The 22,976-nt window shown below is 37.2% G+C and carries 21 protein-coding genes and 1 pseudogene; 12 read left to right on the plus strand and 10 right to left on the minus strand.

Annotated elements, in window-relative coordinates:
• Positions 1 to 73: 73 nt before the first annotated feature.
• The 3 genes from Q2U82_RS12205 to Q2U82_RS12215 all read left to right on the plus strand — a co-directional run bounded on the left by Q2U82_RS12205 (position 74) and on the right by Q2U82_RS12215 (position 3,852).
• Entirely contained in the window at positions 74 to 1,228 is a 1,155-nt protein-coding gene (locus Q2U82_RS12205; RefSeq protein ID WP_410005141.1) for a zinc-dependent metalloprotease, read from the plus strand.
• Positions 1,229 to 1,238: 10 nt separating this feature from the next.
• Complete coding sequence (locus Q2U82_RS12210; RefSeq protein ID WP_410005142.1) at positions 1,239 to 2,366, plus strand: T9SS type A sorting domain-containing protein; 1,128 nt, start codon at positions 1,239 to 1,241, stop codon at positions 2,364 to 2,366.
• 124 nt (positions 2,367 to 2,490) lie between these two features.
• The gene (locus tag Q2U82_RS12215; RefSeq protein ID WP_410005143.1) at positions 2,491 to 3,852 is read left to right on the plus strand and encodes an NAD-dependent succinate-semialdehyde dehydrogenase; all 1,362 of its coding nucleotides are present in this window, start codon (positions 2,491 to 2,493) and stop codon (positions 3,850 to 3,852) included.
• Between the two features lie 84 nt (positions 3,853 to 3,936).
• On the opposite strand, the gene Q2U82_RS12220 is transcribed toward Q2U82_RS12215, so the two are convergent.
• Complete coding sequence (locus Q2U82_RS12220; RefSeq protein ID WP_410005144.1) at positions 3,937 to 7,029, minus strand: WD40/YVTN/BNR-like repeat-containing protein; 3,093 nt, start codon at positions 7,027 to 7,029, stop codon at positions 3,937 to 3,939.
• Positions 7,030 to 7,111: 82 nt separating this feature from the next.
• Entirely contained in the window at positions 7,112 to 7,870 is a 759-nt protein-coding gene (locus tag Q2U82_RS12225; RefSeq protein WP_068760317.1) for an outer membrane lipoprotein-sorting protein, read from the minus strand.
• A 205-nt stretch (positions 7,871 to 8,075) separates the two neighbouring features.
• On the opposite strand from Q2U82_RS12225, the gene Q2U82_RS12230 reads away from it, so the two are divergent.
• Both Q2U82_RS12230 and Q2U82_RS12235 read left to right on the plus strand, forming a co-directional pair.
• Positions 8,076 to 8,963: a DUF72 domain-containing protein gene (locus Q2U82_RS12230; RefSeq protein ID WP_410005145.1), complete on the plus strand. Its 888-nt coding sequence runs from the start codon at positions 8,076 to 8,078 to the stop codon at positions 8,961 to 8,963.
• Entirely contained in the window at positions 8,964 to 9,353 is a 390-nt protein-coding gene (locus tag Q2U82_RS12235; protein ID WP_068760312.1) for an acyl-CoA thioesterase, read from the plus strand. It begins immediately after the preceding gene.
• Positions 9,354 to 9,355: 2 nt separating this feature from the next.
• Here Q2U82_RS12235 and Q2U82_RS12240 read toward each other — a convergent pair whose 3' ends face one another.
• Complete coding sequence (locus Q2U82_RS12240) at positions 9,356 to 10,618, minus strand: mechanosensitive ion channel family protein (protein WP_410005146.1); 1,263 nt, start codon at positions 10,616 to 10,618, stop codon at positions 9,356 to 9,358.
• Positions 10,618 to 10,896 (minus strand): DUF3817 domain-containing protein, encoded by a 279-nt coding sequence (locus Q2U82_RS12245; protein WP_410005147.1) that lies wholly within the window; start codon positions 10,894 to 10,896, stop codon positions 10,618 to 10,620. Before Q2U82_RS12245 ends, Q2U82_RS12240 begins: the two co-directional genes overlap by 1 nt.
• A gap of 111 nt (positions 10,897 to 11,007) precedes the next feature.
• Here Q2U82_RS12245 and Q2U82_RS12250 point away from each other — a divergent pair, with 111 nt between their 5' ends.
• Entirely contained in the window at positions 11,008 to 11,934 is a 927-nt protein-coding gene (locus tag Q2U82_RS12250) for a mechanosensitive ion channel family protein (protein WP_410005148.1), read from the plus strand.
• 1 nt (position 11,935) lies between these two features.
• Here the strand turns inward: Q2U82_RS12250 and Q2U82_RS12255 are convergent, their stop codons facing one another.
• On the minus strand, positions 11,936 to 12,550 hold the full coding sequence (locus Q2U82_RS12255) for a M15 family metallopeptidase (RefSeq protein ID WP_410005149.1): 615 nt from the start codon (positions 12,548 to 12,550) through the stop codon (positions 11,936 to 11,938).
• A 70-nt stretch (positions 12,551 to 12,620) separates the two neighbouring features.
• On the opposite strand from Q2U82_RS12255, the gene Q2U82_RS12260 reads away from it, so the two are divergent.
• Positions 12,621 to 13,346, plus strand: coding sequence for an SDR family oxidoreductase (locus Q2U82_RS12260; protein WP_410005150.1), 726 nt, complete (start codon positions 12,621 to 12,623; stop codon positions 13,344 to 13,346).
• A gap of 83 nt (positions 13,347 to 13,429) precedes the next feature.
• Here the strand turns inward: Q2U82_RS12260 and Q2U82_RS12265 are convergent, their stop codons facing one another.
• From Q2U82_RS12265 to Q2U82_RS12285, 5 genes are all read right to left on the minus strand, one after another.
• Positions 13,430 to 14,272 (minus strand): flagellar motor protein MotB, encoded by an 843-nt coding sequence (locus Q2U82_RS12265; RefSeq protein WP_410005151.1) that lies wholly within the window; start codon positions 14,270 to 14,272, stop codon positions 13,430 to 13,432.
• Between the two features lie 93 nt (positions 14,273 to 14,365).
• Positions 14,366 to 14,503, minus strand: a complete 138-nt coding sequence (locus tag Q2U82_RS12270) for a hypothetical protein (protein WP_181566792.1) — start codon at positions 14,501 to 14,503, stop codon at positions 14,366 to 14,368.
• A 35-nt stretch (positions 14,504 to 14,538) separates the two neighbouring features.
• Complete coding sequence (locus tag Q2U82_RS12275) at positions 14,539 to 15,462, minus strand: mechanosensitive ion channel family protein (RefSeq protein WP_410005152.1); 924 nt, start codon at positions 15,460 to 15,462, stop codon at positions 14,539 to 14,541.
• 12 nt (positions 15,463 to 15,474) lie between these two features.
• Positions 15,475 to 17,301 carry an SLC13 family permease gene (locus tag Q2U82_RS12280; RefSeq protein WP_410005153.1) on the minus strand — a complete coding sequence of 609 codons (1,827 nt, stop codon included), beginning with the start codon at positions 17,299 to 17,301 and terminating at the stop codon, positions 15,475 to 15,477.
• 100 nt (positions 17,302 to 17,401) lie between these two features.
• On the minus strand, positions 17,402 to 18,268 hold the full coding sequence (locus Q2U82_RS12285; RefSeq protein WP_410005154.1) for an RNA polymerase sigma factor RpoD/SigA: 867 nt from the start codon (positions 18,266 to 18,268) through the stop codon (positions 17,402 to 17,404).
• A 427-nt stretch (positions 18,269 to 18,695) separates the two neighbouring features.
• Between Q2U82_RS12285 and Q2U82_RS12290 the strand changes: the two genes are divergently transcribed.
• From Q2U82_RS12290 to Q2U82_RS12310, 5 genes and pseudogenes are all read left to right on the plus strand, one after another.
• Positions 18,696 to 19,349, plus strand: coding sequence for a hypothetical protein (locus Q2U82_RS12290; protein ID WP_410005155.1), 654 nt, complete (start codon positions 18,696 to 18,698; stop codon positions 19,347 to 19,349).
• A gap of 90 nt (positions 19,350 to 19,439) precedes the next feature.
• The gene (locus Q2U82_RS12295) at positions 19,440 to 19,898 is read left to right on the plus strand and encodes a universal stress protein (protein ID WP_410005156.1); all 459 of its coding nucleotides are present in this window, start codon (positions 19,440 to 19,442) and stop codon (positions 19,896 to 19,898) included.
• A 66-nt stretch (positions 19,899 to 19,964) separates the two neighbouring features.
• Positions 19,965 to 20,204, plus strand: a pseudogene (locus Q2U82_RS12300) (DUF1456 family protein); the annotation flags it as partial.
• A 756-nt stretch (positions 20,205 to 20,960) separates the two neighbouring features.
• A complete protein-coding gene (locus Q2U82_RS12305) occupies positions 20,961 to 21,575 on the plus strand; it encodes a YqaA family protein (RefSeq protein ID WP_410005157.1) in 615 nt (204 codons plus the stop codon).
• A gap of 73 nt (positions 21,576 to 21,648) precedes the next feature.
• Positions 21,649 to 22,914 (plus strand): MFS transporter, encoded by a 1,266-nt coding sequence (locus Q2U82_RS12310; RefSeq protein ID WP_410005158.1) that lies wholly within the window; start codon positions 21,649 to 21,651, stop codon positions 22,912 to 22,914.
• Positions 22,915 to 22,976 lie beyond the last annotated feature (62 nt).

Below are 22,976 nucleotides of genomic sequence, written 5' to 3' on the forward strand. Positions count from 1 at the left end.
AAATATCTAATAATTGTTAATTAATTATCTAAATTTAGAATTAATATTAGTTGGTCTATTTAAAATTTTAATTATGAAAAAACTACTACTTTCCATTCTTCTTTTATTCATTTTTACTGATGATTGTTTTTCCCAGTCGTTTTGCGAATCGCCATCATATTCACCCCATAAAGATTTTATCATTGATAATGGTAGGCACCCCGATTATAGCAATAATTCGTTTTGTGTTACTCTTTATATCCATGTTATAAGAAGAAGTGATGGAACTGGAGGACAATCTACAGCCAATGTGAATGCCGCAATGACATATCTTAATGACGCTTTTAATCCATATTTTATTTTTTTTAAACGGAAGGGTCCGATAAATTATATTAATAATACTACACTTTTTAATTCTCCTTCGGGAATTATGAATATTACCACCTATGACCATACGGACGGTGTGGACCTCTATCTTTTTGATGACACAACAAATCACCCAATAACTGGGGGAGGATATGGGATGACAGAGGGTGTAGGCCTTTCTCCGAAACTTATGGTCACTGGTAATTATTTTGGAGACCCAGCCTATCCTTTGGTTAGGTCGTTTGTCTTGGCGCACGAGATGGGCCACGTGTTCAATTTATGGCATACCCGGCACGGAACCGTTTTTGAGTCAGGTGATCCCAATCAATGTCCTGAATTGGTAAACGGCTCCAATGGTTGGATTTGTGGAGATTATATTTTGGATACACCAGCAGATCCTGATATTGCATTTAATATAGATTTGAACACCTGTGAGTGGACAGGTAGCGGAGTAGATGCCAACGGCGATCCGTATGATCCAGATGAATTAAATATCTTAGCTTACACCCATCCCGGCTGTATGGAATATTTTACGCCTTATCAAAGCAGAAGGATGAAAACCGCTTTGGCAATGCTTCCTTTTTTGCAAGAAGTTTCTGCTATTGCAACCGCGCCAAACAATCCTTGCAATTCAATTACCTCACCATTAAATTTTTATCCTAATGCAGCAAGTGATGAATTAAATTTAGATCTAACAAATAAACCAGCAGGATTATATGTTTATAAACTTTATGACAGCAATGGAATAGTAGTTATAGTGGGTGAAAGCCCCAACGCTTTGGAAACGATTGACACATCAAATTTAGAGGAAGGTGTTTATTACTTACATTTTTATGAAGGTGAAACGCTAACAATAAAACAGATTGTTATTGACCATCAGTAAAGCATTTGTTATGAGAAAATTATTGGTTTTAATTATAGGATGCTTAACGGCAAGCCAGACATTTGCCCAAGTGACTGCTGTTCCAGACCCCAACTTTGAGGCCTTTCTGGAAGCCAATGGGATGGGGGACGGTATCCCTGACAATGGGCAAGTGCTTACGGCAAATATTGAAAACGTTACCGTTTTGGATTTGCCCTCATTTGCAGGGATTTCCGATTTAACAGGGATTGAGGATTTTAGTGCTTTGGAGTTTTTGGATTTTAGTGCCAACAATGTAGTATCAGTAGATCTTTCACAGAATATTGCCTTGACCACCCTTGGTTGTATTTTTAATCAATTAACCATTTTAGATCTTTCCAATAATACACAATTGGAGTGGATTAGTTGCCAAAACAACCAATTGAGCACATTGTTGCTCAACAGTGAAAACCTTTCGGTCATTGAATGTTGGGAAAACCAGTTGACCGAACTGGATGTTTCCCAAGCCACGGCACTAACTATGTTGGACTGCCATATAAATCTAATAACACAATTTGATATTTCGCAAAATAGCAACTTGACACAATTGAATATTTGGGCCAATGCTTTAACAAGTTTAGATGTTTCCAATAATGAACAATTGACATACATAAATTGCAGCTATAATAACATTCAAAATTTAAACATCTCTCTAAATGTGGAATTAGGTGTTTTTTTAGCCGCCAACATTCCGGAATTAACTTATTTGGATATGCGCAACGGTAACAATGAGATTCTTGGAAGTGTGAATGTTTTCGGTACCGACGATTTGCAATGTATTTTTGTGGATGATGCCAGTGCTCCTTATTTAGAAGATTGGTTTAAAGATCCATTTACAACTTTTGTGAACAATGAGGCCGAGTGCGATGCTTTAGACGTTTCCGTTTTTAACAAGGATAGTTTTTTGATGTATCCAAATCCGGCCCAAGAGCACATCACTATTTCCGTAAACACGCCAACAGAGTTTACCCTATACAGTTCCAACGGGGCTCAAATAAGAAAAGGTGTAGTGCCCGCCGGCCTTTCCCGAATTTCTCTTTCAGATTTGTCATCCGGATTGTATTTTATTAGCGTTTATACCCCAAATGGCACTTCAATAAAAAAAATAATTAAAAATTAATTATATATTGGAACCAAATCCAAATCATCAAATTAACTTAATTTCTTTCCAATTTCTAATAGCCTAGCAAACATATCTATAACTTTAGGTTTTGAATATCTTGCTGTTTTCTAAAATCTGAAATATGTCCAAAACAATATCGATAAACCCTTACACCGGGAAAGAATTGAAAGTCTATAAAAACCACTTAAAAAAGGAGGTATCGGAAATAATCGACAAAGCCAACAAGCAATTTTATAGTTGGCGCGAAACATCTTTTTCCGAAAGAAAAAAATTAATGCTCGCCGCCGCTTCGGAATTAAAAAAAAACAAAAAGGAATACGCCGAAATGATGACTTTGGAAATGGGCAAACCTATTTCACAAGCCATCGCCGAAGTTGAAAAATGTGCTTGGGTGTGCGAGTATTACGCTGAAAATTCGGAGAAACAGCTTCAAAATGAAGTGATAAAAACTGATGCTTACAAAAGTTACGTGAGTTATGAACCACTGGGTGTTGTACTGGCTGTTATGCCTTGGAATTATCCTTTTTGGCAAGTATTCCGTTTTGCTTCCCCAGCTTTAATGGCGGGAAATATTGGAATTTTAAAGCATGCTTCAAACGTTTTTGGAAGTGCTTTAAATATTGAAAAAGTCTTCAAAAGAGCAGGTTTTCCTGAAAATTGTTTTACTACTTTATTGGTGGGAAGCGACGGCGTAGAAGAGATTATCGAAAACGAAAAAGTAAAGGCCGTAACGCTCACGGGAAGCGGTCCCGCGGGTTCTTCAGTAGCTTCCATTGCTGGTAAAAATATTAAGAAAACGGTTTTGGAACTTGGTGGCAATAATGCTTTGGTTGTGATGAAGGATTGCGATATTGAAAAAACGATTGCAACTTGCGTAAAAGCGCGTTTTCAAAACACGGGACAAAGTTGTATTGCGGGAAAAAGATTGATTATTGAAGAATCTATTTCAGAAGAATTTGTACAAAAAATGCTTGTGAAAATTCGTGAACTTAAAAGCGGCGACCCAATGGATGGGGAAACGTATGTAGGAACTTTAGCGCGTGAAGATTTAGCAAAAGATTTAGAAAAGCAAGTGAAATCATCTGTAAAAGCAGGCGCAAAAATTGCAATAGGAGGAAAGCGGCAAGGAGCGTATTTTGAGCCCACAGTGCTTACAAATGTTAACGAAAAGATGGCTGTGTTTAAAGAAGAAACTTTCGGACCTGCACTTTCTGTTACCACTTTTAAAACTGTGGAAGAGGCGATTGAATTATCAAACAATTCAAAATTTGGATTGGGAGTTTCTATTTTCACAAAAAATATTGAGGAAGCCGAAAAGCTCGCATTTCAATTTGACGAGGGCGCAGTTTTTATAAATGAATTGGTGAAAAGTGATCCGCGATTACCTTTCGGTGGAATAAAAGAAAGCGGTTACGGACGCGAGCTAAGCGAGCATGGTATTTGTGAATTTGTGAACCGAAAAACAGTTTTTATCAATAAATAGATAAACTTTAAAATTGTAGGTTCGAGCGGTGTCGAGAACTCAAGATTCTTTACGAATAGGTCTCGACTTAGCTCGACCAGACAGTTAGCCTTTCTTTAAAAAATCCTCTTTGCTTTGAAGTTCAGTTTTGGGAATATTGTTTTTTTCCAAAAATGAATTGAATTTCTTTCCTTCTTTGGCCATTATTTCATCGTAACGTTTTTTCTCTTTGGAAAAATCTTCAGCGATCAATTCAAAATTTGCTTGTGACGCACCTGAAACCTTGTTGAAATTTGTTGCAACATTGCTGTAAAGGTCAGCCATTTTCTCACGTAACTCAGGATCTGCGGATGCTACGTAATTATCACCCGTTGTGATTACCAAATCTTTGCGAAGATTTTCCAAAGCGTCAAATAATTTCTGGGCATCTTTTTTTCCTTTTGGATTGTTGGCAATTACTTCCGAAACTTTTGCTTGGGTTTCGGTTATTTCGTAAACCATATATGCCAAATCCTCTACCATATTGTACAATTTTTTGGTGAGCGCTTCCTGTTCTTTGCGTTGTTCCAAAGTTGTGATGGATTTATCGTCATATTTCACTTCAATCTCTTGTGTGTAAGTTTCATTTCCTTTTGTTAAAACAACTTTATATTTTCCAGCGGGAACTCTTGGCGATGCAAAACCACCGTAAGTAAGGGTTTTTGCTTGGGCCACTTTGGGATTCGTGCCCGTAAAATTCCAAGAAACCACATTAATCCCTTTGGATTTTCCAGGAGCAATTGTTGTTATTCTGTTTCCGTTCATATCTTGGATTTCCATTTCCATTTTTCCGAAGGTGTGGCGCTTTTTTAAGTAATAAACAATTCGGGCATTGGTGTTTTTATTTTCTCCCACGAATTGTGTTTCGGCACCAAAACTTCCGCTAAAATCACTCGCTTCGGTCATTGTAAAAGGTTTTGTTTCGAAGAAGTGAACTTCTTTGCTCATTACTTCCGGTGTAAGTTCCCGCAGCGGACTTATATCATCAATAATAATAACGCCGCGTCCGTGGGTACCCATTACAATATCGTTTGTTCGCTTTTGAAGATCGATAAAATGAACTGCAACAGGTGGCATATTATTGGTGAACTGCGACCAATTTTTTCCGCCATCAATGGTGATGTAAAGACCGAATTCAGTTCCAAGGAAAAGTAGATCTTCATTCTCATAATCTTCCTGAATATTTCTGACGAAGGCTTTTGCATCAATATCATCTGAAATGATAGATTTCCAAGTTTTGCCGTAATCAGTTGTTTTTAAAGCATATGGTTTCATATCACCCGAACTGTGGCCTTCAAAAACTGCATAGGCCGTGCCTTTTCCGTGAACACTTGCTTCAATGTGATAAACCCATGTGTTTTTTGGAATACCAACAAGATTTTGGGTAAGGTTGCTCCAAGTTTTTCCGCCGTCGGTTGTAAGCTGCACGTTTCCGTCATCCGTACCAACCCAAATGATATTTTCATCCAAAGGCGATTCGGCAATAGTGAAAATTGTAGTGTATTTTTCCGCGCCACTATTGTCAACTGAAAGCCCGCCGGAGTTGGCTTGGTCTTGTTTCGCTTTATCATTTGTGGTTAAATCTGGTGAAATGATTGTCCAACTATCGCCCATATCGTCCGAACGGTGCACAAATTGACTTCCCATATAAAATCTATCGGGAGCGAAATTGCTCACTGCCATTGGCGCATTCCAGTTGAATCGTAATTCTGGGTCGCCTTTTTTAGGTTGTGGTTGTACGGTAGTAGTTCTGTTTCTGTCAACATCATATCGCCAAACATTTGCGGCGCCTTGCATTTCAGAATAGATAATATTTTTTGTGGGATGTTTCAAAACCCTAAACCCATCACCGTAACCAATGCTATTCCATTCGCGGGCCGTAACACCACCGGGAGCGGAAGAAGGGCCATACCAGCAGCCGTTATCTTGCAAACCGCCATAAACATTGTAAGGTTCGGAGCTGTCCGTACTTATATGGTAGAATTGTGAAAGTGGAAGATTTTCAACAATTTCAAAAGTAGAACCTCCATTCCAAGAGCGATAAACGCCCCCGTCTGTTCCTGAATATATAATGTCGCTATTATTAATATCGAAAACTATATCATGGATATCGCTATGCATGTTGCCAAGATTCTTGAAGGTTTTTCCGCCATCCCGGCTTATTGAACCAGTAAGACCACCTTTGGCAATAATGTCTGGGTTTTTAGGATCAACAGTTATTCTTGAAAAGTAAAAAGGACGAACTGTCAAGCCGAAATCACTGTTTAAATGTTCCCAAGAATTTCCGCCATCGCTTGATTTCCAAAGGCCATTTGTGTTTTTTTCTCCAGTTTCAATCACTGCGTAGATAATTTTACTATCGCTTGGTGCCATTGCAATCCCGATTCTTCCCAACTTTCCAGTAGGAAGATCTTTGGTTAATTTATTCCAAGTTTTTCCACTATCAGTTGATTTATAAATTGCGCTATTTTCACCTCCTGAATTGAATCCCCAAGCGGTTCTTCGAAATTCCCACATTGAAGCCAGTAATATATTTGGGTTTTTTGGGTCTATCAAAATATCAGAAACACCAGTCGATGGACCTGTATAAAGAACTTTATTCCAAGTTTTTCCGCCATCGGTAGTTTTATAAATACCCCGATCTTCACTATCGCTCCAAAGAGCGCCCAAAACACCTACATAAACTTCGTCTGAATTGTTTGGATTAATAACGATGGAAGAAATGCGTTCTGAGTTTTCAAAACCTGGAATTTCTTTCCAATTGTTTCCGCCGTCCGTACTTTTGAATAAACCGTTTCCAACAGAAACCGAGTTCCGAGTCCAAGTTTCGCCTGTTCCAACCCAAATAACTTCATCTGGGTTTTTTGGATCCAGTTTTACAACACCAATGGATTGCGCGTGTTCATCAAAAATAGGAGCGAAGGTTGCGCCGCCATCTCCAGATTTCCATACACCACCGCCTGCAGCTCCCATATAAATTATACGTGCATTTGTGGGATGATTTTCAATATCATTTACACGCCCGCTCATAAGTGCAGGGCCTATATGGCGGGCTTTCATATTGCCGAAGAGTTCTTTTCCTTTTAAAGAAGTTTCTTGGGATTGAACAAAATTTAACGACAAAACGATTGCAAGAAAAGTAAAGATTGACGTTTTCATTTTTATTGGTTTTTGTGGTTTCGTTATTTTTTTTGAAAAAAAAATCCCCGACCGAGCAGGGATTTTTTCAAAATTAATATTGTTATTCTTTCTTTTCTGTATCACTTGCTACAGCAGGAAAAGCAAACATTGCCTCATCCATTTCAGGATTTAGAATCACTTCCTTTAGTTGAATTCCCTGACCTCCCATTGAAAGGGCAAAAGGAAAATAAAGACCATTAACTTCTTGATAGTCACTCATCGTGCTAACGTTCATCTGTCCTTTCATTGGCCCACTTTTTATTTCACTTTCAGTAACAATTGGCACATAGTTTTCAGTGTCAAAATAATAATAGGAAACGTTGGGTTCTTCCACACCATCAACCATAATAGGCTCTTGGGTTAGTTTTATTTTATAGGTTTCAGTCCCTTCTTTAGTTTCTTTACCCATCATTTCAACAGTAAACCCTTTTTCTTTGTAATTCATAAAAGGAGTTGGGAAATCCTTCATTTGTTTCTTCATATTTTCAGTAGCCTCGGCATCGCTCTTTTCAGGAGCCATCGTCATAAAATTCGTGCTCCACATAGTTTCTCCATCAAAAGCAAGTTGAGTAATATCTTGTCCTTGGAAATTAATTTTTATTAGTTGTTTACCATCTTTGGTTTGATATACTTCCACGGGAATTTCCATTCCTTGAGCGTTTGCTGTGGCGGTCATTTTTACACTTTGCAGTTTTTCCCAAGCAGCTTTACCGCCCGTGTTTTCTAGGTAATTGTTAATAATTTCATCTGCCGTTTGTGCAGATACGGGCACAATTGCAGTCAATAAAAAAGCGATGGTAAGTGTTTTTAAAATTTTCATCTGTATAGAATATTTGTTTTTTAATGGAAGTTGGAATGCCCCGTTTCCTTCTTCATTTTGTTTGAAATTTTATATTTGGGCATTTCATAAAACATTTTTTAAATTTTAGTAAATATAAGACTAACAGCATAATTAAAAGTTACAAAGGATTATTTTTTGAAGGTGAATTTTTTAAAAGTATCTTTACTTAAAAAGATCATAAAACATGAAATTCGGAAAAGTTGAAGATCCCGGCAATATAGATTTTACGCTTCCTCCAGATCATCCAGGAACGCAGGAAATTCTTTCAAAACAGAAAAAGGCCAAAAAGCCAAATCTTTATGTGGGCTGCGCAAAATGGAACAAAGCTGATTTAAAGGGATTTTATCCGCGGGGCACAAAAGATGAACTTGCGTATTATTCAACCCAATTTAATAGTATTGAATTGAATGCAACTTTTTACCGAATTTTTCCGGCAGATACATTTGCGGGATGGTATGAAAAGACGCCGCCCGATTTCAGGTTTTTTCCGAAGTTTTTTCAGGGAATTTCACATTGGGGAAGACTTCAAAATTGTGAAGATAACCTCAACGAATACATTCTGAATGCATCAAATTTGAAGGAAAAACTGGAAATGCCCTTTGTGCAACTGCCAGATAATTTCGGTCCTAAAAATATAGACAGATTGGAGCCATTCTTTAAAATGCTTCCGAAGGATATAAAACCAGCTATTGAATTTCGGCATACCGATTGGTTCAACAATGAAGAAGTTGCTAATGAATTGTATAAAATTCTTGAGAATTACAACATTACAAACGCCATTGTAGATTCCGCCGGAAGGCGCGATTTGCTTCATATGCGGCTAACAACGCCCACTGCTTTCATTCGTTATAATGGCGCAAACCACAAAAGCGATTATACGCGTCTCGATGATTGGATAGACCGTTTGGAAACTTGGATTGATCAAGGTTTGCAGAACATTTACTTTTTCGTTCACCAAAATCTTGAAAAAGCTTCGCCTTTGCTTTCTGCACATTTTATTAAAAAAGCGAATGAACGTTTTGGAACGGATCTTCACATACCACAAATGGATAACCCAGATACTTTATTTTAAATGAACTTTCATACAAGAAAATGGATTAAACCAGAAGATTTAAACCCCAACGGAACGCTTTTCGGCGGAAGACTTTTGGAATGGATTGATGAGGAAGCGGCACTTTATGCAATAATTCAACTTGAAAATCCGCGCACGGTCACGAAATTTATGAGTGAAATAAATTTCAGAAGCTCCGCGAAAAAGGGCGATATTATTGAAATAGGCTTAGAAGTAACAAAATTTGGAAGAACTTCATTGACCCTCGCTTGCGAAGTGCGTAACAAAATGACACGCGAAGTTATTATCAGTATTGATAGAATTACGATGGTAAGTTTGGACGAAGACGGAAACCCTTTTCCGCACGGAAAGACTGAAACAGAATACGTAAAGGATCGATTGGCTAAATAATTTTAAGCCAAGGCTTGAAGATCTTTTCCCGTTGGCAATTCAAAAATCTCCAAATCGAAATAGGGGACAGCGGCCAGTAGATGGTCAAAAATATCTGCTTGAATGTGTTCGTAATTCACCCAACTTTTGTCGCGGCTGTAGCAGAATATTTCTATTGGAATTCCTTTATCGGTAGGCGCCAAATGTCGAACCATTAAAAACAGATCTTTATTGATGGCTGAGTTTTCATTTAAAAGCGCATCTGCGTAATAACGGAAAACACCCAGATTTGTTTGGTTTCTGCCGTTTATCAACAATTCCTTATCAATTTCGTTTTTTCGGTTGAATTTGTCAACGTCTTTTTGACGATGCTCCAAATAAGGTTTAATCAACTGAATTTTCTTTAATCTTTCAACATCTTCTTCAGAAAGAAAACGGATGGAAGATTGTTTTATAAAAATAGCGCGTTTTATTCTTCTTCCGTCGCTTTCCTGCATTCCGCGCCAGTTTTGGAAGGAATCTGCAATCAAGCTATAGGTTGGAATTGTTGTAAATGTATTGTCGAAATTCTGCACGCGAACCGTTGCAAGATTTATTTCAGTTACATAACCATCTGCGCCAAATTTGCTGAACGTAATCCAATCGCCAATGCGAACAATATCGTTCACTGAAACTTGGATACTCGCCACAAAACCGAGAATGGTGTCTTTAAAGATAAGAAGCAATACGGCTGAAGCAGCTCCCAGAGTTGTTAGGCTTACAAGCGAAAATCCCGTTAAAAGCTGGATAATCCAAAAGATGCCAATTCCCCAGGCAAAGATCATCATTACCTGTACATAGCTTTCCATTGGTTTGTCCTTGAAACGCTCGCTTTCTTCAAGAAATTTGCGGGTACTGCGAAGAATACTTCTGAAAATATAGATGAAAAGTATTACGGAAAAAACTTTCGCCACAATCAGCAAAAGCTCTGTCATAAAAGGAGATTCAATAAAAATTATTGGAATTATGTTCCATAAAATGACCAAGGGCAAAATATGGGCAACGAACTTAGGAAAATTACTTTTCACCAAATAATCGTCGAAAGTGGTTTTGGTTTTGTTACTGAAAGCTTTAAAAGCTTCAATTATAAATTTTCTAAAAACCACATCCAGAATAAAAACGCCAATAAAAGCAATAATGCAGTTTACAACCACATTCAGAAAAATAGCCCATTGCAAGGTCATTCCCTCGCTAACAAGATATTCCTGAAGCAAACAACTGTAATGCTGTAGCGTTTCTTTATTCATTATAGATATTTACGTTCCACATAAAAAGGACCAAAGGGCAGCACGGAGCACATAATAACGATAAATAAATCGGTTATTGACCACTTCAGCTTTTTGAACATATAAATGGCGCCGCCCACATAGAGCACAAACAGCACACCGTGTGCCATACCTACTATGCGAACCATTTCGGGCATGTGCCAGATATATTTAAGCGGCATTGCAATTCCTAAAAGTACGAGAAAAGAAATAGCCTCCAAAGTGCTAATAAGTCTGAAAGATTTAATTGAAAGTTCCACTGTTTTATTTTTTTGCAAAGATACATGTTGCAGGATGCCCTGCTAAATTTTAAGATTAATTTAAACGCAGAATTGTTTTGTGAAGAATGATTATCTTTAAAAGAAAAATATATGCTTGCACTTATACAATCGCCAACGGAAACAATTCAAAATTCCTTGGAAACTTATTACGAAGAATTTTTAAAGGTTTTGCCTCGCATAGCCTTAGCTATTTTAGTAATAATTTTGGGTGTTCTTTTGGCGCAATTGCTTACCAATTTTTACAAAAGACAGTTTCAGAAAAAATCTGAAGATCCATTAATGTCCCGTTTTTTGGCGCAAGCTGTAAAGATCGTGCTTATTATTATTGCCATTATGCTCGCACTGCGAATTGCTGGATTGGATGGAATTGCCACAGGGCTTTTAACTGCAGTTGGTGGTGGCGCAATAATTTTGGGATTTGCTTTTCAGGATATTGGGAAAAACTTTCTTGCAGGAGTTATTCTCGCTTTCAATAGACCTTTTAATATTAATGACACCATTAAGGTAGATGATATTTTTGGAAAAGTGATGGCTTTGAGTTTTCGGTATTCACATATAAAAACCTTTGATGGGCGCGATATCTATATTCCAAATAGCGATGTGCTCACAAAACCGGTTGAAAATTACACCGCCGATGGCTTTTACAGAGTAGATTTTACCGTGGGCATTGGGTATGAAGATGACATTGAAGCTGCAAAAAAAGTGATACAGGAAATATTAGACCGCAATGCAGAGATTATTAGAGACGAGTTTCACGAAAATTTTGTTATTGAAGACGAACTTGCCGCAAGTACCGTTAATTTAAAAGTTTTCTTTTGGGTTGATACAGTTGATTATAGAAGGGCTTCGCGAGTATTGCGCGGTTTGATAATCAAAGAAGTAAAAGAAGCATTGGCTGCAAATGATTTCAATCTGCCATCAGATGTTGTTGAATTGAAACTTTATAAAAATACACCTGAAATTCCTTTTAAGATGAGTAAAGAAGTTCAAAGTGAAGTTCCTAAAAAGGAAGATTGATCTAATCGCAGGGAAGGGGAACGTTCAAGGTTTTGTAGCTCCAGTTTTTTCGGAAGCTGAAATGCCACCATTCCGTACGTATTGTATTGAAGCCGAATTTTCGCATCCCTTCAAAAAGTAGCTTGCGATTGGCTAAAATTTCCTTTGAAAAGTTATAGTTGTCTATATGCGCTTCACGCCCGAAGTAGTCATAGTCACTACCCATTTCAACATAACAGCCGTCCAAGGTCTCCAAAGTTATATCTACTGCCGCAGCTCTATTATGAATGGAGCCATTGCCATAAGGGTTGCCCACATAAGTTGCCCGAGGAACTTTAGCCCACATTTTTTTCTGCACGTCCAGCGGCCGATAACAATCGTATATTTTTATGCGAAAACCTTTTTCACAGAAATATTGGTTGGCTTTTAAAAGTGCTTCGGCAACTTCGGGTTGTAGTAAACATTTTGGACAGTCGTATAATGTTTCGCCAATAAAATTGTTCGGCGTGGCGTAACGGATTTCATAACTAAATTCAGTAGAAAGTGTTTCAAGATCAACGAGGGGGTCTTGCGATTTTTCTTCCGAAGAAAAACTGAAGAATAAAATGGTTAAAAGTAGAATTGGCAACAATTTCATTTTTCAAATTTAAGCAGAATTTAATAACATTCGCTTTCGCTATTTGTAACTTTGGGAAAAACGAAAAACTATGAATGATTTAGGAAAAAAATCCGCGCTCATTACAGGCGGTACAAAAGGAATAGGTTACGGAATCGCAGAAGCTTTGCTGAAAGAAGGCATTAACGTGGCAATAACCGGAAGAACAAAGGAAACGGCAGAAAAGGCCGCCAAAAATTTAAATTCCAAAGGAAATGATAGAGCACAGGCTATAGGCTTGGAGGCTGATGTCCGTGATTATAAAAGCCAACAAAATGCAGTTGAAGCTGCGATTGATAAATTTGGAGGCGTTGATATTGTAATTGCAAATGCCGGTTTGGGCCATTTTAATTCGGTGGAAGATATTACTATTGAAGAATGGAAGGAAACAATTGACACAAATTTGTCCGGCCCCTTCTATTCATTAAAGGCGAGCGTGGACCAATTGAAAAAAAACAAGGGATATTTTATAAGTATTTCCAGTTTGGCGGGAACCAATTTCTTTAAAGGAGGAAGTGCTTATAACGCAAGTAAATTTGGCTTAACGGGTTTCACACAAGCAGCAATGCTCGATTTACGTGATCACGGCGTGAAGGTTTCTACTATTATGCCCGGATCGGTTTCTACACACTTCAACGGGAATGAGCCGGATGCCAAAGATGCTTGGAAAATACAAAAGGAAGATATTGGGAAGTTGGTTGTGGATCTATTGAAAATGAATCCGCGCGCGTTGCCAAGCAAGATTGAGGTTCGGCCTACAATGCCACCTTCAAAATAAAAGCAAACTTCTGAAACTTCAACAAAAAAATGCGGTTCATCACAAAGATGAACCGCATTTAAAATGGTTATTTTCTTTCTTTTTTAGTTGGCAGAAAGCATAGCCAAAAATTTATCAAGGTTTGGCAAAATTACAATACGCGTTCTTCTGTTAGTTGCGCGACCTTCCTTGGTATCGTTTTCAGTAAGTGGATGAAAACTGCTTCGTCCAGCTGCAATCAACTTTTCAGGAGCAACACCATATTTATCCTGTAGAATTCGGATTACGGCTGTTGAACGGTCAACACTCAACTCCCAGTTGTCTTTAATGTAAGCGCCCGGTTTTACGGTTTGGCTATCTGTATGGCCTTCAACCATAACTTCCAATGCTGGTTCGCTGTTGATTACATTTGCAAGACGCTCCAATAAAGGGTTAGCCTTGGAATTAACGCTTGCGCTTCCTGATTTAAACAATAACTTGTCAGAAATTGTAATCATTACCACAGTTTCATCAATATCAATATTGATATCATCTTCCTCACCTTCGCCAACTAAACTGTTGTCCAAGTTTTTCTTAAGATTGTGGGAAACGATAAGATTCATTGAATCTTTAAGGGTCTTTGCCTGTGCCAATTCTTGGGGATCTACATTGGCTAGGGCTTTTCTCATTTTTTCCTTATCATTTTCTGAAACTACAACTCCTTCAATTTCTTGAAGACGACTGTTGTTACTATCAGTCAAAGATTGGATTTTTGAATTGTAGCTGGCAACGCGCTCTTCAATCTTGGCGTATTTGGCTTCAATTTCTTCTTTTTCAAGCTGGGTTTTAGATAGGGTAGAGCGGGTATCGTTGTATTGATTTTCCAGTTCTACATACTTCTTTTTTGATACACATGAGGTAGCAAAAATTGCTGTCGCCAGCATGGTTAGTGCAATAGCTTTTTTCATAATACTAAGTTTTAAGGGTTTGTTAGGCAAATATAACAGGCAACCACACCAAAAAATTAGTTAACGCATGCTATTGTTTTGTTAAAAGAAGTTTTAGAAAAGCTTGAACACATATCCCAACAACCAATAAAGAATAATAAAAACAACGATGGTGCCAATGCAGCCGCATTTTCCGCCGCCAATTTTTTTTGCTCCCCAACCGGCGAGCAAAATTCTGAGCAATTTTTTCATAGTTTTTTTGTTTTACGTGGTTATTTAAAGTCAATTTATTCTTTATCTCCAGCCGAGCTTTTTCCGTTGGAAGGCTCTTCGCGCGGCGCCATCTGCAGCTTATTCTTTCCAAAATCCAAGGTGCGGATTGGGAAAGGAATATTGATGCCTGCTTCGTCAAAGTTTTTCTTGATTAGTTTGATGGCTTTGTGCTGTGCTTCAAACTTTGGTCTTGGCTGTTGGCTTTGTATCCAAAAACGTGTGATGAAATTTATGGAACTGTCGCCAAATTCAGTAAAATAGAATTCAATGCCTTCATTTTTTTGTTGTTCAAAATTTTCTGAAATTATTTTTGTGACCAAATCTTCCACTTGTTGAAGATCACTTTCATAGCCCACACCACAGCTTACGGAAATACGGGCACGCTCTGTCCAAGAATAATTGGTGAAAGGGCTATCAACAAATATTTTATTCGGAATAATTACATAGTCATTATCCGTTTGGCGAATGGAAACGGCTCTTAAATCAATTTCTTCCACATAACCACTTTTGCCTTGGGCTTCAATAAAGTCGCCAATGCGCACTTTAGGTTGGAAGGAAAGCATAAATCCTGAAACCGTATTGCTTAAAGTTCCTTGAAGCGCAAACCCAATGGCCAGCCCCATAACTCCCGCACCTGCCAAAATAGAGGTCAATACCTTATCGAGTTGCAGAACTCCCAATGCTACAAAAAAGCCAATTAGAATAACGATGGTATAAACTAATTTGGAAAGAATCTGTTTAATAGATTCATCGCTAAGCTTTTTAAAAAGAACTTTATGCGATAATTTTTTGAGGCCTCTTGCGATGAAGTAGAACACCACCATAACAAGAACAGCAACGGCAAAATTGGGGAGTTTTAAAATGATGGCATCAAGCCAGCCATCTAATTTGTCCCATAAATTTGATATAGAGTTGCTTACTGAAAATTTTTCTGACATAATATTTTAAGTTTAAAAAAGAGTGGAAAGCATAAAAGTACCCAAAACCCACAGAATAATGGATAGAATGCCTCCAATTATAAAGAAATGTTTGAACTTATAAAAGCCCATTCCATAAATTAAAGTATTAGTTTGATACCCCATAGGCGTGAAAAAGCTAAAATTGGCTCCGAACAGGACTGAAAGTATAAATGGTTTCATAGATAAATCTAAACCTACGGCAACAGCAATAGCAATAGGGGTCATTATAATGGCGGTTGCATTATTGCTCACCACGCTGCTCATAAGCATCGTTATTAAAAATATGAGCCCGATTACAACTAAGTTTGATTGTCCGCTCAAAATAGCCAATAAATGATCTGAAATCCATTTGTCCGCACCCGTATTATTCATTGCAATTCCAAGGGGAATCATTCCGGCGAGTAAAAATATTACTTGCCAGTTGATGCGGTGATACACATCGTTCAGGTCCAAACAGCGGGTCAATAACAACAAGCAAACTCCTGTGAGAGCACTTATAAGAATAGGTAAAAGACCACTTGCGGCTAAACCAACAACCAATAACAGTATAGCAAAGGAAATGGTTCTTTTATTATTATTGACAGATGGTTTTGTTTTGTGCTCCTGAAGAATTGCTACGTTTTCCATGTCATAAAGTTGTCCTATTTCGTTCTTGGGAACTTCAACAAGCAACCTGTCTCCCGGTTTTAGGGTTATTTGGTCAATATCCTTTCTAAACAAGCGCTCTTTGGTATTTCTGATATTTCTTCGTTTTCTAATGGCAATTGGCAATGCACTTTGAAAAGTCTGCTTTCTAAGCTGCTTCAAGTTTTTTCCAATAAGGATGGAACCGGGTAAAATCAAAAGTTCAACAAAGCCTAAGTCGTCTTGCTTCTTTGCGTTTTTATTTTCTTCATCATTTTCTATAACCTGTCTTTTTTTGTCTTTCTCCTGTGTTTTATGCACACTCAAACCTTCGGCATCGTTTAGTTTTGCTAGGTTTTCAATGTCACACATTAAAACCAATTTATCATTCGCTTTCAAGGTAATATAACGACCTGGGGCGTTTGTGATTTGTTTGTTTCGGGTAAGTTTTAATATTGAAATTTCAGGGTTGGTATATAGAAAGGTATCTTCAATATTCTTATCAATTAAATTAGAGTCTTTGCTGATTACAACGGTGGTTACATAATTTTCCAAATCGTAAGCGTCATGTAAATTTTCTTTGGAATCATTCGGAAGCCAGCGTGAAGCTATTGTTACAACAATAATCCCAACAATTAAGAAGATTAGCCCGAAAAAGGAAAATTCAAAAAAACTGAACTTTTCAGCCCCCAAATCTTTTGCGACTGAATTTACGATGAGGTTGGTGGAGGTTCCCATCAGCGTGCAACTTCCTCCCAAAATTCCAGCAAACGAAATGGGCAATAAAAGTTTTGATTGTGGCAGATTGAAACGTTTGGACAGTTCTGAAATAATTTTTATAAAAACAATCACAACCGCCGTGGTGTTTATAAATGCTGAAATTCCACCCGTAATAAACATAAAAACGGGTAAAAGCAGGAACAGCGGTAATACATGTAGGTTTTTCAGAAAACGCGCCAAAGAAGCAATAACGCCGTTGTCTTCGAGCGCTAGGGCAATAATCATTAATGAAAGCACCGTTATGGTTGCAGTATTTGAAAATCCTGAGATTGCTTCTTCCGGTTCCACCAAACCTGTGAGGGCAAGGGAAGCAATAATCAACATCGCTATTTTATCTACTGAAAAGACTTCAAAAGCGAAAAGGATTATGGTAATGAACAGAATAGAAAAAACGAGTATTATTTCTGTGGTCATTTGTTTTGATGGTTGGTCTTATAAAGATAACCGCAGAAATAAAACTCGCTCCTAAGAATTTCATAAAATATTGGGGATACCAATATTTTAACATTTTTGTCTATCCCAAATACTTCTTCAAAATATGGCTTTTGGAAGTTTGGCGCAGCCTTCTGATTGCTTTCTCGCGAATTTGGCGAACGCGCTCACGACTCAAATCAAAAGTATCTCCAATTTCTTGAAGCGTCATTGGGGGCTGGCCACAAAGTCCAAAATTCAATTTTACAACATCAGCTTCACGGGGTGCTAATGTGTCTAGCGCACGGTTTATTTCAATCCGAAGAGATTCGTGCATCAAACTTTTATCTGGATTCGGGCTTTCGCCAGAACTGAGAACATCATAAAGGTTATTATCATTTTCGCCCTCTTGAAATGGCGCATCCATAGAAAGGCTTCGCGTTGAGTTTTTAAGCGAACTTTTCACTTTAGATTCACTAAAATCCAATTCGTTTGCTATTTCTAAAGCAGTTGGAATTCGCTGGAATTTTTGCTCCAGATGAATAGATGCTTTCTTTATTTTATTGATATCGCCAATTTTATTCAACGGTAATCTCACAACACGGGACTGTTCCGCAATTGCTTGCAAAATGGCTTGACGAATCCACCAAACGGCATACGAAATAAATTTAAAACCTCTTGTTTCATCAAATCTTTTTGCGGCTTTAACCAAGCCCACATTTCCTTCATTAATTAAATCAGGAAGACTAAGGCCTTGGTTTTGGTATTGTTTTGCTACGGAAATCACAAATCGTAAATTTGCTCTGCTCAATTTATTTAGTGCAGCCTGATCTCCTTCACGAATGCGCTGTGCCAACTCTACTTCTTCTTCTGCAGTTATCAAATCTATCTTGCTAACGTCTTGTAAATAACTGTTTAAAGATTTTGTTTCCCGGTTGGTTACTTGCTTCGTGATCTTAAGTTGTCTCATATATTCTCTCTGTTTTTTATAATAACACGGCATAGTAAGACATTTTGTGGTAATTTCCAAATAGTTAACAGAAGTTGTTAAAATTTTCCTGATCAATTTTTTTTCCTTATTTTGAATAAAAATTGAATAATGAAAATTTTGAAAAGTATATTTTTTCCAGTGCTTTTGTTAATAATGACAACAACTTATGCGCAAAAGCCAACGGAGGTTCCAAAACCTAGTGAAAAACCAATTGACTTAACTAATCCTGCCGATGTAATAATTTATATTATTTTGCCATTATGCGCGGTCCTGCTCTTTTTTATTTGGAGAGGAAAGCAAAAAAAAAGAAAAAAATAGCACATTTAAGTTTTAACTATTATTTGTAATAGTTTGAATACTATTTTTGGTGCAATTGTTGTTATGGACTTTTGATAATTTTATAATTATGTTGAAGAAATTCCTTTTAGTTGGTTTTATTGTAATTACTGCAAACATGTTTGCCCAAATAGAGTTGCCCAATAATTCCGTTCGGTTTGATTCTTCTCAATCTAATATGGACAGTCCTACCGGATTTGAGATTCCAGCAATTAAAGCACCAACACTTTCAAACACAAAGAATCCCAACACTCCCAACAATTCTGATTTGGGAACTGAAAAAGAGAAGCAAATTGATATGCAAAATGGAGATGGGTTACTTGAATATACTGGAACAAACAAAGCGCCAAAATACTTTTCAAAAGATAAAGAAGAAAAACCCGAATATGGAAAAGACCAATATTTAGGTGATTTTAAAACCACTGCAAAAACTGCCACCATAATGTATCGAGACCACGAGTTTGTGGATGGCGATATGATTCGCGTTTATGTGAATGGAGATGTTGTTATACCCCATGCTAGGCTGGAAGGGAGCTTTAGAGGATTTGACCTTCCATTACAATCGGGTTTTAATAAAATAGATTTTGAAGCATTAAACCAAGGCACTTCTGGCCCGAATACTGCCCAATTGAATATTTATGACGAAATTGGCAATTTGCTCGCCACCTATGAATGGAATCTGTTAACGGGTAATAAGGCTACTGCCATTTTGGTTAAGCAATAATTTTTTTAATTCTATTTTTTCAAAATATTTTTTAAAAGATCGGAGTTTCTCAAAAGTGTGTTTTAACTTTACGGGAAACACCAAAATATCATGAAAAAAGTATTGATCACCCTCGACTATAACCCCAATTCAGAAAAAGTTGTGAAAATGGGCTATGAACTTGCACAATTGATGCAAGCTGAAGTTTGTTTGTTTCACGTACTATCTGAAGTACGTTACTACGGAATGCAATACGAACCTTTTATGGGTTATGAAGGATATGCTTTTCCTGTGGATTATAAAATTCAAGAGGAATTTGTGAAAGTGGCACAGGATTATCTTGACAAAACAAAAGCGCACTTAAAGGGAAACAATATTTCTACTCACTTAGCAGAGGGAGATACCGCTAATATGATTTTGGAATACGCTGAAGAATGGCAAGCAGATTTAATTGTTATGGGAACCCATAGTCATGGTACTTTGGAAAAAATATTTTTGGGAACTGTAGCCTCAAGTGTTATGGAGCATACAAAAATACCCGTTTATATGGTGCCAACTGGAGAAAAATAGGAGGGAAGTGAGTTGCTTTTATAAGGTGAATAAATAAACTTACCTTTGAAAAAAATAAATTTAAGTATGGCTTTAACCAATAACGATATAATGAAAAAATTGCGCGTGGCTCACAAACTACGTGATGAGGATATAGTAAAAATATGTTCGTTAGTGGATTTTGCTGTAACAAAAAGTGAACTTGGAGCCATCTTTAGAAATGAAAACCACGAAAAATATATGGAGTGTGGCGATCAGTTTCTTCGTAATTTTCTAAACGGATTGGTCATCCATCTTCGTGGACCTATGCCGGAAAAGAAAGTAAAAGCTGCAAAAGATTCGTCGAAAACTAAACCGAATCCAAGTCCGAAATATAAAACAAGTCCCAAAAAATAAAAAAGCTGAATTGCGTTTCTTCAATCCAGCTTCAGTTGCTTTTCGGGTTTTTATTTTTCAATACACGTATCTGCATGTTTTTCTGATTGTGGGATCTTCAAAGAGGTGTTGGTTTCCATTTAGGTAATTTAGCGTATGCTGCTTTTGTGATCCGCATTTAATTCTCTTTTGAATGTTTCTCAAGGTTTTCATAGTCAATCGTTTTTGGTTTTATTAATTGGCGTTATTTAAAACGTCTTTTCATATTCCAACTATATGCTTTGGAATTTTGTGGTCTGTGCTGTTTTTCGTTACTGTCTAATGTTCTCATGATTTTTAAGTTTTAAAAGTTTAGTAATTAATTTTTAGCGAAATCTTCTTTTCAAGTTCCAAGAATATGATCTTGAAGTTTTCATTTTTTCTGACAATTGGTTGCTGTTTAAAGTTCTCATAATAAAATAGTTTTTTGGGTTATACTTAAAAGACGCAACAGTTTCAAATTTGTTACAGTACTATGCAATGCAAAGTAATGATTTAACGTAATATTAACTTTTATCCTTAAATAGATCTTCAAAATCATTAATAATTATTTGTTTAACATAGCATTAACCGTCAACGCTTTGCCAAATGGTTGCAGGGTAGGTGTTTTCAGTATATATTTGCAGCCTGAAATAGTTTAAGTCACATTTTATTGCCCTTCAAGTTTCCATGAACACAGTTAAAAAAACCGAAACAAATAAATTAAAGCGTGCCCATTTGTATTATAAATACACTGGGTTTTACTCTTTTGTTGGACAAAGCCTTAAGAAAGCTATTATTCCAATAGTTTTTATTATTGCGGCCCTTATTGTGGTTGATTTGTATGTAATAGACTTCAGTAATCTTTTCACATATATTACTGAAACCTATGCGCCAATAAATATTCTATTGGTTTTTCTTGCTTCCGAATCACTTTTAGGACTTGTGCCACCTGAAATATTTATTGCTTGGAGTGATAAAATGCCAGAGCCAATTCTGTATTTGACGCTTCTCGCAACGCTTTCATATATTGGGGGAATTATTTCCTACTTTATCGGTAAATGGATTTTCACTATTCCAAGGGTTTATGCTTATATGGAAGGAAAAATGAAGAAGCACCTTAAACAAATTCGCAAATGGGGTGGTTTTTTGATTGTGGTTGGTGCATTGTTGCCAATTCCATATTCCATAACAAGTATGGCCGCCGGAACCATTCACTATAAATTTAGAAACTATCTGTTGTTTGGCTTGCTTCGTTTTGTGAGGTTTTATCTTTATGCCATTGCCATATTCAATCTGGTGTAGTACTTTTGATTTACCAAAGCGTTTTGCTTTGAAAGAAATTACTTTTCATTAAAAAACTTCACCCTTCTTTTCAATGAAGAAAAACGATCCCTACGCTGCATTACGATTTCGGGAGTTTAATATTTTTCTGTTAGTCCGTTTTGCAATGGTTTTTGCGTGGAGTATGCAGTTTGTTGTTATTGAATGGGAAGTTTACAGTATTACCAAAAATCCACTTTCCTTAGGAATAATAGGTTTAATGGAAGTAATTCCTGCGGTTTCCATGGCTCTTTTTGCCGGCCATATTGTAGATCAGCGGGAGAAGCGTAGTCTTTTGTTTAAATGTATTTTTGGTTTTTCTGTAGTTAGTCTTGGCCTTTTTCTGCTTACTTGGCCACGCGTGGTTAGCGATCTTTCTACAAACACGATACTTTACTCCGTTTATTTTTTGGTTTTTCTCGGCGGAATTGTTCGGGCTTTTTTAGGACCTACAATTTTTTCGTTGTTCTCTTTATTGGTTCCAAAAAAAATATATCCAAATGCTGCTACTTGGAGTAGTTCCGTTTGGCAAATGGGTTCCGTGGTTGGTCCCGCAGCAGGAGGTTTCTTTATCCATTGGATTGGGGTGCATTGGTCCATGTGCTTTGTTTTTGCCTTTTCATTAATGGCTTTGTTGCTTTTGCTACAAATTCCGAAGAAGCCTATTTTAAATCCAAATATTGGGGAGCCAGTTATGAAAAGTCTAAAAGAAGGAATCAAATTTGTAATGAATACTCGGGTAATTTTAGGTGCACTTACCTTAGATATGTTTGCTGTTCTTTTTGGAGGGGCGGTCGCGTTACTTCCTATTTATGCTCAGGATATTCTTAAAGTTGGTCCCGAAGGTTTTGGAATACTTCGTGCAGCCCCAGCAGTTGGCGCATTAATTATTATGTTTACTTCTGCACATTTTCCGTTAAATAAAAATGCTGGAATGAAACTGCTCGCGGCCATTTTTGGTTTTGGTATCTGTATTATTGTTTTTGGCGTTTCTACCTGGTTTTGGGTTTCAGTTATTGCACTTTTTCTAAGTGGTGCTACAGATGGTATTTCCATGGTTATCCGTTCAACTATTTTACAACTAAGAACTCCAGACGCAATGCGTGGGCGAGTAGCTTCCGTTAACTCTATGTTTGTTGGATCTTCCAATGAATTAGGTGCCTTTGAAAGCGGGCTTACCGCAAAATTAATGGGAACTGTTACCGCCGTGGTTTTTGGTGGCGGAATGACAATACTTACAGTAATTGGCACAGGATTCTTTTTCCCAAAACTACGAAAACTGGACCTGCGGAAGGATTTGGAGGAACACCAACGGGAGTAAGATATTAGAATTTATTAATTCGATATTCTATTTAAATTTATAGTTTCTTTATTTTTTGTTAT

This window comes from Aequorivita nionensis, assembly GCF_046352995.1.
Taxonomy (GTDB): domain Bacteria; phylum Bacteroidota; class Bacteroidia; order Flavobacteriales; family Flavobacteriaceae; genus Aequorivita; species Aequorivita nionensis.

Bases quoted from the DNA above. Each gene is read 5' to 3' on its own strand.
- Q2U82_RS12270 (WP_181566792.1), bottom strand. From the start codon at position 14,503: ATGAAAAAATTGCTCAGAATTTTGCTCGCCGGTTGGGGAGCAAAAAAA.
- Q2U82_RS12225 (WP_068760317.1), bottom strand. From the start codon at position 7,870: ATGAAAATTTTAAAAACACTTACCATCGCTTTTTTATTGACTGCAATT.
- Q2U82_RS12285 (WP_410005154.1), bottom strand. From the start codon at position 18,268: ATGAGACAACTTAAGATCACGAAGCAAGTAACCAACCGGGAAACAAAA.
- Q2U82_RS12265 (WP_410005151.1), bottom strand. From the start codon at position 14,272: ATGAAAAAAGCTATTGCACTAACCATGCTGGCGACAGCAATTTTTGCT.
- Q2U82_RS12295 (WP_410005156.1), top strand. From the start codon at position 19,440: ATGAAAAAAGTATTGATCACCCTCGACTATAACCCCAATTCAGAAAAA.
- Q2U82_RS12210 (WP_410005142.1), top strand. From the start codon at position 1,239: ATGAGAAAATTATTGGTTTTAATTATAGGATGCTTAACGGCAAGCCAG.
- Q2U82_RS12240 (WP_410005146.1), bottom strand. From the start codon at position 10,618: ATGAATAAAGAAACGCTACAGCATTACAGTTGTTTGCTTCAGGAATAT.
- Q2U82_RS12310 (WP_410005158.1), top strand. From the start codon at position 21,649: ATGAAGAAAAACGATCCCTACGCTGCATTACGATTTCGGGAGTTTAAT.
- Q2U82_RS12260 (WP_410005150.1), top strand. From the start codon at position 12,621: ATGAATGATTTAGGAAAAAAATCCGCGCTCATTACAGGCGGTACAAAA.
- Q2U82_RS12220 (WP_410005144.1), bottom strand. From the start codon at position 7,029: ATGAAAACGTCAATCTTTACTTTTCTTGCAATCGTTTTGTCGTTAAAT.
- Q2U82_RS12205 (WP_410005141.1), top strand. From the start codon at position 74: ATGAAAAAACTACTACTTTCCATTCTTCTTTTATTCATTTTTACTGAT.
- Q2U82_RS12290 (WP_410005155.1), top strand. From the start codon at position 18,696: ATGTTGAAGAAATTCCTTTTAGTTGGTTTTATTGTAATTACTGCAAAC.
- Q2U82_RS12215 (WP_410005143.1), top strand. From the start codon at position 2,491: ATGTCCAAAACAATATCGATAAACCCTTACACCGGGAAAGAATTGAAA.
- Q2U82_RS12255 (WP_410005149.1), bottom strand. From the start codon at position 12,550: ATGAAATTGTTGCCAATTCTACTTTTAACCATTTTATTCTTCAGTTTT.
- Q2U82_RS12235 (WP_068760312.1), top strand. From the start codon at position 8,964: ATGAACTTTCATACAAGAAAATGGATTAAACCAGAAGATTTAAACCCC.
- Q2U82_RS12305 (WP_410005157.1), top strand. From the start codon at position 20,961: ATGAACACAGTTAAAAAAACCGAAACAAATAAATTAAAGCGTGCCCAT.
- Q2U82_RS12275 (WP_410005152.1), bottom strand. From the start codon at position 15,462: ATGTCAGAAAAATTTTCAGTAAGCAACTCTATATCAAATTTATGGGAC.
- Q2U82_RS12250 (WP_410005148.1), top strand. From the start codon at position 11,008: ATGCTTGCACTTATACAATCGCCAACGGAAACAATTCAAAATTCCTTG.
- Q2U82_RS12230 (WP_410005145.1), top strand. From the start codon at position 8,076: ATGAAATTCGGAAAAGTTGAAGATCCCGGCAATATAGATTTTACGCTT.
- Q2U82_RS12280 (WP_410005153.1), bottom strand. From the start codon at position 17,301: ATGACCACAGAAATAATACTCGTTTTTTCTATTCTGTTCATTACCATA.